The sequence below is a fragment of the Wolbachia endosymbiont (group A) of Andrena helvola genome, assembly GCF_964028415.1.
GTDB classification, from domain to species: Bacteria; Pseudomonadota; Alphaproteobacteria; order Rickettsiales; family Anaplasmataceae; genus Wolbachia; species Wolbachia pipientis.
On record NZ_OZ034779.1, the window covers coordinates 1,558,681 to 1,565,186 of the forward strand.

Annotated in this window: 9 protein-coding genes; 4 read left to right on the forward strand and 5 right to left on the reverse strand. The window is 32.8% G+C overall.

The genetic code is table 11. The features are described 5' to 3' along the window. Window positions 1-1,251, reverse strand: coding sequence for a phosphate ABC transporter permease PstA (gene pstA / locus ABWU73_RS08075; protein ID WP_265017777.1), 1,251 nt, complete (start codon window positions 1,249-1,251; stop codon window positions 1-3). Between the two features lie 48 nt (window positions 1,252-1,299). Between pstA and ABWU73_RS08080 the strand changes: the two genes are divergently transcribed. Next, complete coding sequence (locus ABWU73_RS08080) at window positions 1,300-1,482, forward strand: hypothetical protein (protein WP_010962989.1); 183 nt, start codon at window positions 1,300-1,302, stop codon at window positions 1,480-1,482. 48 nt (window positions 1,483-1,530) lie between these two features. On the opposite strand, the gene rplS is transcribed toward ABWU73_RS08080, so the two are convergent. After that, complete coding sequence (rplS, locus tag ABWU73_RS08085) at window positions 1,531-1,908, reverse strand: 50S ribosomal protein L19 (protein WP_006279489.1); 378 nt, start codon at window positions 1,906-1,908, stop codon at window positions 1,531-1,533. Beyond that, window positions 1,892-2,602, reverse strand: coding sequence for a tRNA (guanosine(37)-N1)-methyltransferase TrmD (gene trmD / locus ABWU73_RS08090; RefSeq protein ID WP_007549279.1), 711 nt, complete (start codon window positions 2,600-2,602; stop codon window positions 1,892-1,894). Before trmD ends, rplS begins: the two co-directional genes overlap by 17 nt. Window positions 2,603-2,676: 74 nt before the next feature. Between trmD and purC the strand changes: the two genes are divergently transcribed. Continuing rightward, window positions 2,677-3,399 carry a phosphoribosylaminoimidazolesuccinocarboxamide synthase gene (gene purC / locus ABWU73_RS08095; RefSeq protein WP_010081959.1) on the forward strand — a complete coding sequence of 241 codons (723 nt, stop codon included), beginning with the start codon at window positions 2,677-2,679 and terminating at the stop codon, window positions 3,397-3,399. On the opposite strand, the gene purM is transcribed toward purC, so the two are convergent. After that, window positions 3,396-4,433 carry a phosphoribosylformylglycinamidine cyclo-ligase gene (gene purM / locus ABWU73_RS08100; protein ID WP_007549277.1) on the reverse strand — a complete coding sequence of 346 codons (1,038 nt, stop codon included), beginning with the start codon at window positions 4,431-4,433 and terminating at the stop codon, window positions 3,396-3,398. The two genes, purC and purM, sit on opposite strands and share 4 nt — an antisense overlap. A 133-nt stretch (window positions 4,434-4,566) precedes the next feature. Here purM and ABWU73_RS08105 point away from each other — a divergent pair, with 133 nt between their 5' ends. Continuing rightward, window positions 4,567-4,860, forward strand: coding sequence for a hypothetical protein (locus tag ABWU73_RS08105; protein ID WP_264329474.1), 294 nt, complete (start codon window positions 4,567-4,569; stop codon window positions 4,858-4,860). An 80-nt stretch (window positions 4,861-4,940) separates the two neighbouring features. Then, window positions 4,941-5,219, forward strand: a complete 279-nt coding sequence (locus ABWU73_RS08110) for a hypothetical protein (protein WP_405197160.1) — start codon at window positions 4,941-4,943, stop codon at window positions 5,217-5,219. Window positions 5,220-5,285: 66 nt separating this feature from the next. Here ABWU73_RS08110 and ABWU73_RS08115 read toward each other — a convergent pair whose 3' ends face one another. Next, on the reverse strand, window positions 5,286-6,104 hold the full coding sequence (locus ABWU73_RS08115; RefSeq protein WP_341810231.1) for a transporter associated domain-containing protein: 819 nt from the start codon (window positions 6,102-6,104) through the stop codon (window positions 5,286-5,288). Window positions 6,105-6,506 lie beyond the last annotated feature (402 nt).

Sequence of the window (6,506 nt, forward strand, 5' to 3'; positions counted from 1 at the left end):
CTAAAAATTAAAAAATTCGAATTTCCTTTTTACAAAATTTGCTACTAAATTTAACGCAAATAACATCAATAATAAAGCTATAATTGCGATAGCAGCAAGTTCAACAAATGCAATTTCAGGATTGCTTGACCATATGTATATTTGCACAGGTAGAACAGTTGCCGGATCGAAAAAGGACGTAGGTGTATCAGCAATAAATGCCACCATACCCATCATAAGTAAAGGAGAAGATTCACCTAAAATCCTTGCAATTGCAAGCACAGTACCATGTATTATTCTTGGTAACGCAATCGGTAAAGAGTGATCTAATATCACCTTGATGTGAGGTGCACCGAGCGCAAACGCTGCATCTTTTATCGTAATAGGAACATTCGCAAAGGCATTTTTTGTTGCAATTATAATATTAGGTAACATCATAAATGAAAGAGTCATTCCACCAACAAGTGGTGAAGAGCGTGGTAGCCCAAATATGCCAAGATAGAGAGTTAAGCCCACTACACCAAATATTATTGAAGGCACTGCAGCAAGATTATTCATGCTAATTTCTACAATATTAGTCATTAGCCTATTTTTAGGCATAAATTCGTAAAGACAGATGCCCGACATAATTCCTATTGGTAATGCTAATGCTAGGCACACTATAATTGTCATTAATGAACCGATAAACGCTCCTAAAATCCCTGCATTTTCAGGTTCACGAGAGTCAGATTTAAGGAATAAAGACTTATTAAAAAATTTTTTCACTCTCCTCTTTTCTTTTAGCCAATCAAGTAATTTAGCATAACGATCATTCAAATATTTATCTTTATTTATTGAATTAATTATACTTGACGCGGTAAACCAGATCTCATATTCACCACTATCTTTTACTTTCTTACGAAAAAATTTCTCTAGTTCTTTGTAAGAATTACGACTTAAAATTTCGTCACCGTCTTTAAAATCAGTTCCTCCAAACACCTTACGTAAAGAATCGTTGAGTAAGCCAATGAACTTATACCGCAAATCACTAGGATTACTCGCCAAAGCAAGATCAGCATTTATTTCAACTGGCAATAAAATTTTCGTTACTGTTAAGGCACTGTAAGAGTTAACTAATATACTCAACAATATACACACAGGACAGCCAAGTGAGATAACTAGTGCCGTGAAAGAACAAAAGCGTAGCGCTCTGTTCTTTTTATTTTTCCTTTTTATACGAGCATGTACACGCCTTGACTGAAGTAATTTAAGGAATTTTTTCTTTATACTCATTTACTTTTCTTTACACGAGGATTTGAAAAAACTTTCCCCTTTTTTGTCATGCAAGTAGCTGACACTGGGATCCAGCAGGCTTTGCCTGCAAATAATTTTTACATTTTCCATGAAAGCACAAACCAAAAGGAGAATAATGAATGCTGGATCCCAGTGTCGGAGCACTGGGATGACACCACAGCGGGAGGCAAACACAATGTTCGTACAGTTGTGTGTCACGCACTGGGATGACAAGAGAGAGTTCTGAGATGACACAATTGACATCACTCCCTATTGTATCTACTTAGATTTCTTTTTAACATAAGTAGTACGCTCTTTGATCCTTGCAGCTTTTCCAAATAGTTTGCACAGATAATACAGTTTTGCTCTACGAACCTTTCCTTTTCTTGTCACTTGCACTGAAACCAGTGCAGGAGAATAAACAAAAAACTGAGACACTATACTTTCTCCATGGCTCACTTTTCTGACTGCAAAAGAAGAATGTAACCCGCGGTTCCTTTTTGATATACATACACCTTCAAATATCTGTATACGTTCACTTGTACCGTCAACTACTTTAAAAGTGACCTTCAAATCATCGCCAGGACGAAATTCTGGTATTTCTTTAGCTAACACTTGCATTTGCTGTTCGTTAAATTTTTTAAGTAAATTTGTCATTTATCTCTCCACTCAATAATTCAGGCCTACGCTTTTTTGTTATAACATGAGACTGCTTCTGCCTCCAATCACTTATTTTTTTGTGATTGCCAGATAACAAAACCTCAGGTACTTTATATCCCTTCCACTGCTCAGGTCTAGTATATTGAGGATATTCAAGTACACCACCACCATAATTAAAACTTTCTTCAGTAATACTATCGGTATTATTTACTACACCTGGAAGAAGTCTAATGCATGCATCAAGAACCACCATTGCAGCTGGCTCACCTCCTGAAAGTATATAATCTCCAATACTTAACTCATAAGGAGTATACGCATCAATTATCCTTTGGTCAATACCTTCAAATCGACCACACAATATTGTTATATGAGGAAACTCTAATAATTCTCTGGCAATATTCTGATTAAACTTAGTTCCAGATGGAGTCATGTAAATAAACTTAGTGTTTTTATGAACAGAGAGCATACTATCTACTGCATCACCAACTACATCAGAACGCATAACCATTCCTGCTCCACCTCCATATGGAACATCATCCACAGTTGAATGTTTATCTTTCGCAAAAGAACGAATATTTATTACTTCAAGGTTCCATATTTTTTTTTCTAACGCTTTTCCGGCAAGAGAATAGTTCAAAAACCCCGGGAACATTTCTGGGAATATGGTTAATATTGTAACATTGAATGCCATTAAGGTTTATTTTAAGTTATTTGGGGCTATACTCTAAGAATAGTAAATTGATATAATATATAGTTAAATTAAACATGTCACTGAATAAAACGATATACGAAGGTAAAGCGAAAGCCATTATTGAAACTGAAGACTTATCAATTGTCATACAGCACTTTAAAGATGATGTTACAGCATTCAATAAGGAAAAATATGAAATAATCGATGGTAAAGGAATAATTAATAATCATATTAGTGCTTTTATCATGGAAAAGCTTGAGAAAGCAGAAATTAGCACACACTTTATAAAAACTCTAAACGAAAGAGAACAGCTAGTCAAAAAACTCAAGATAATACCTCTTGAGGTAGTAGTTAGAAATGTCGCAGCTGGCAGCTTTTGCAAACGTTTTAATATCAAAGAAGGTGAGAGGCTTGCATCTCCTATAATCGATTTTTTTTACAAAAATGATGACCTAGCCGACCCAATGGTAAGTGAAAATCACATACTGTATTTTGATTGGCTATCTAGCAAAGAAATGGATGAAGTTAAAACTACAACTTTAAAAATCAACGAAATATTAGTTCACCTATTTTCAAATGCAAGTATATATTTAGTTGATCTCAAGTTAGAATTTGGCAGATTAATAAATGACAGTACTAAAATCGTTTTAGCTGATGAAATTAGCCCTGATAACTGCAGATTATGGGATAAAAATACTTATAAAAAGCTAGATAAAGATGTCTTTCGTTTGAATTTAGGAGATTTAAAGGAAGCATACCTAGAAGTTGCAAAAAGACTGTCAGTAAAGTTAGGTTAACTAAATACTACTCTATCAAGTGGAGGGTTACATGCCTCATCAAGTTTTCCAATAATTTCAATTTTTTCTCCACGTTTTTGGAAATGATTTTTCACGTTTTGCATATTCTCAGAACTTACGATCAATACCATACCAATACCACAATTAAATGTTTTTAGCATTTCTTTCTTCTCTATTTTACCCTCCTTTGTTAGCCATAAAAATATATCTGGCCATTTCCAGGAATTAATGTCTATGTTTGCAAATAAGTTTTTTGGAAGAATTCGCGGAATATTGTCTACCAAACCACCACCCGTGATGTGCGCAATACCTTTTACTTGTGACATGATAGGCAGCAAAGAATCAACATATATTTTTGTTGGTTCAAGTAGTATTTCACTCCAAGATTTATTATTCCATAGAGATGTATCGTTATAATTTATACCTAAGCTTTTGAAAACATGGCGCACTAAAGAAAACCCATTTGAGTGAATTCCACTTGACTCTAAGCCAACTATATAATCACCTGCTTTCATCATACTACAGTTTGGAAGAATTTGCTTTCGATCAACTACACCAACCACAAACCCTGCAAGGTCATAGTGATTATTACCATACATTCCAGGCATTTCTGCAGTTTCCCCACCAACCAATGCTATTTTAGCTTGCTTGCACCCCTCTGCAATGCCCTTAACCACAGATAATAAAACATCTTTGGTCAAAACGCCTGTTGCAAAGTAATCAAGGAAAAACAAAGGCGTTGCTCCTTGTGCAAGTAAGTCATTTACACACATTGCAACTAAATCTATACCTATAGTATCATGTTTATTCACTTCTTGAGCTATCAACAGTTTCGTACCTACTCCATCAGTTGAGGAAACGAGTACTGGATGGTCATACTTCTTACTTAGTGCAGCAAAATCAAATAACGCAGAAAATGAACCTATTTCGCTGATTACTTCTTCTCTAGTAGTTTCTTGAGCAATAGGCTTGACTTCTTTTATTAACTTATTATATAGTTCAATATCTATTCCTGATCTGGTATAAGTATTCATAATCCTTTTATAAATTTTAAAATTGTTAATACTATATTAATGCCTTGATATAAAAAGTGCAACGAAACTTTCTCTTAATTGACTATTATATACTTACCAATATAGGGTAACTTAAATCATTTATAATTATCCAATGAACAAAAATACCAAAAACATACTGTTAATAACGGAACTGCTATCAGGACGGCTGCTTCATGACTTTGCTAACTCTATGAATGGAATAACGTTTGGCGTAGAAGAGCTTGAAGTAATAGATAAGAATGATGCTGATGCGCAGAAGGAAGCGTTGTTGTTTCTTAAAGAAAGCTCCGATGATTTAATATATAAACATAAAGTTATGAAGCAGGCATATTCTTCTTCAATGGATAATTATAGCTTTGATAAGACCAAATCTAATATCGAAAATTATTTATTAAAAAAAAAGTAAAGCTTACGTGGAAAATAGACGCATACTCTGCAAAAAATAAGGAAGATTTAATTGAAAAGATAAATAAGATAATTTCTAATATGGTGCTAACTATAGCCAGTGCAGTGGCGGAAGTTGAACTAGTATCTGTTTTACTGAGTCAAACAGAAGATAAAATGCTATTAACTATAAAAATTCTAAATGAACACAAACCAATAAGCAAATCATTAGTAGACAAATTAATCAAAAAAAATGACACTAATTTAAATACAAAAGATATTAATATCTATATGACCTCTTTATTATTAGAGTACTATACCACTGAAATGCATTATACTTGCGAAAATAATTTGCTGGAAATAGGTTTAACTATAACTTGAGTTGCATATTTGGTTATTACAACTTTTTCTTCGTGTCAAGGCATTCCCCGACAAGGGGTACCAAATCTAATTTTTGTAATCACTTAAGTCTAGTACTATTTTATTAATGTAGCGCTCATTTGCATCTTTGATGATAAACTTCATACCATTTTTATATTTAATGACTTCATCTACAGAAGGCACTTTACCAGCAATCGAAAGAATCAAACCACCAAGTGTAACATAGTCTTCTTCAGGGTCACGTAATTCTATTTTTAGATCCTCTTCTATATATTTTATAAGAGCCCTTGCTGATACTTCAAACTTATTTTGAGACAATTCAGTAATGGTATATTCTGAATTTATTTCGTTTTCACTATCAATGTTTGGTATTAGTTCCTCTATAAGATCAGTCATTGAAATTAAACCATCAGTTCCACCATATTCATCCAATACGATAGCTAAGCATGATTTAGAAGAGTTCATCCTAACAAAAAGATTAGTTGTCTTCATCGAGGGTGGAACAAATATTACGCTTTGTATAATATGTTTCAGATTAAAATTTTTATCCCTATTAAAAATAACATCTTTTACATAAAAAAAGCCTATTACGTTATCAAAGTTATTTTTATAAATTGGTATTTTAGTGTGGCAAGTGTTTTTTATCTTCTTTATTATTTCACGCTCGCTTGACTCAATGTCTACTGCGCATATCTCTGTACGTGGAGTCATTATATCCATTATACCACAATCACGGAATTTTAATAGACCATTAAATATATTAAGGTCTGGCAGATCTTTCATTAATGCCTCAGTCGCACACTTTTTCAACACAGAAGCTTTTTTGAAAAGGAAGAGAAAAATTCTATATGCTATTTTTTCTACTAAGGTTCTTTTTTTACTCAATTTATTCCCTGTAATGGCAAAAACGTTTTCAGATTAGATTTATCAAGAAAACTGTTATTAAATGTTTAATAAGCATGTGAATAATGTCAAATTAATTTGTGAATTATTTGTTGATATAAAATACCAACAATTGATCAACAACTTTTTCAACAACATATACATAGTTGTGTAACAATGCATGATGGTAAAGTATTTTCCATAAAAGAAAATTACTAACACTCTAAACACCTTACTTATACACATAAATCATAACAGAAAATCAATAATATACGAAAGTTACTCACATATTTATCCACAAGTTGAACAACGCCAATTTTTACTGAATTTTAAGTTAGTAACAAGTTATTGATAGAACTATTATTATTACTATACTTTAATATACAAAAGAATAAATAGAATAGA

Coding starts and splice junctions, on each gene's coding strand:
- ABWU73_RS08080 (WP_010962989.1), top strand. CDS start 1,300: ATGCAAGTAGCTGACACTGGGATCCAGCAGGCTTTGCCTGCAAATAAT.
- ABWU73_RS08110 (WP_405197160.1), top strand. CDS start 4,941: ATGGTGCTAACTATAGCCAGTGCAGTGGCGGAAGTTGAACTAGTATCT.
- trmD (WP_007549279.1), bottom strand. CDS start 2,602: ATGGCATTCAATGTTACAATATTAACCATATTCCCAGAAATGTTCCCG.
- purC (WP_010081959.1), top strand. CDS start 2,677: ATGTCACTGAATAAAACGATATACGAAGGTAAAGCGAAAGCCATTATT.
- purM (WP_007549277.1), bottom strand. CDS start 4,433: ATGAATACTTATACCAGATCAGGAATAGATATTGAACTATATAATAAG.
- ABWU73_RS08105 (WP_264329474.1), top strand. CDS start 4,567: ATGAACAAAAATACCAAAAACATACTGTTAATAACGGAACTGCTATCA.
- pstA (WP_265017777.1), bottom strand. CDS start 1,251: ATGAGTATAAAGAAAAAATTCCTTAAATTACTTCAGTCAAGGCGTGTA.
- rplS (WP_006279489.1), bottom strand. CDS start 1,908: ATGACAAATTTACTTAAAAAATTTAACGAACAGCAAATGCAAGTGTTA.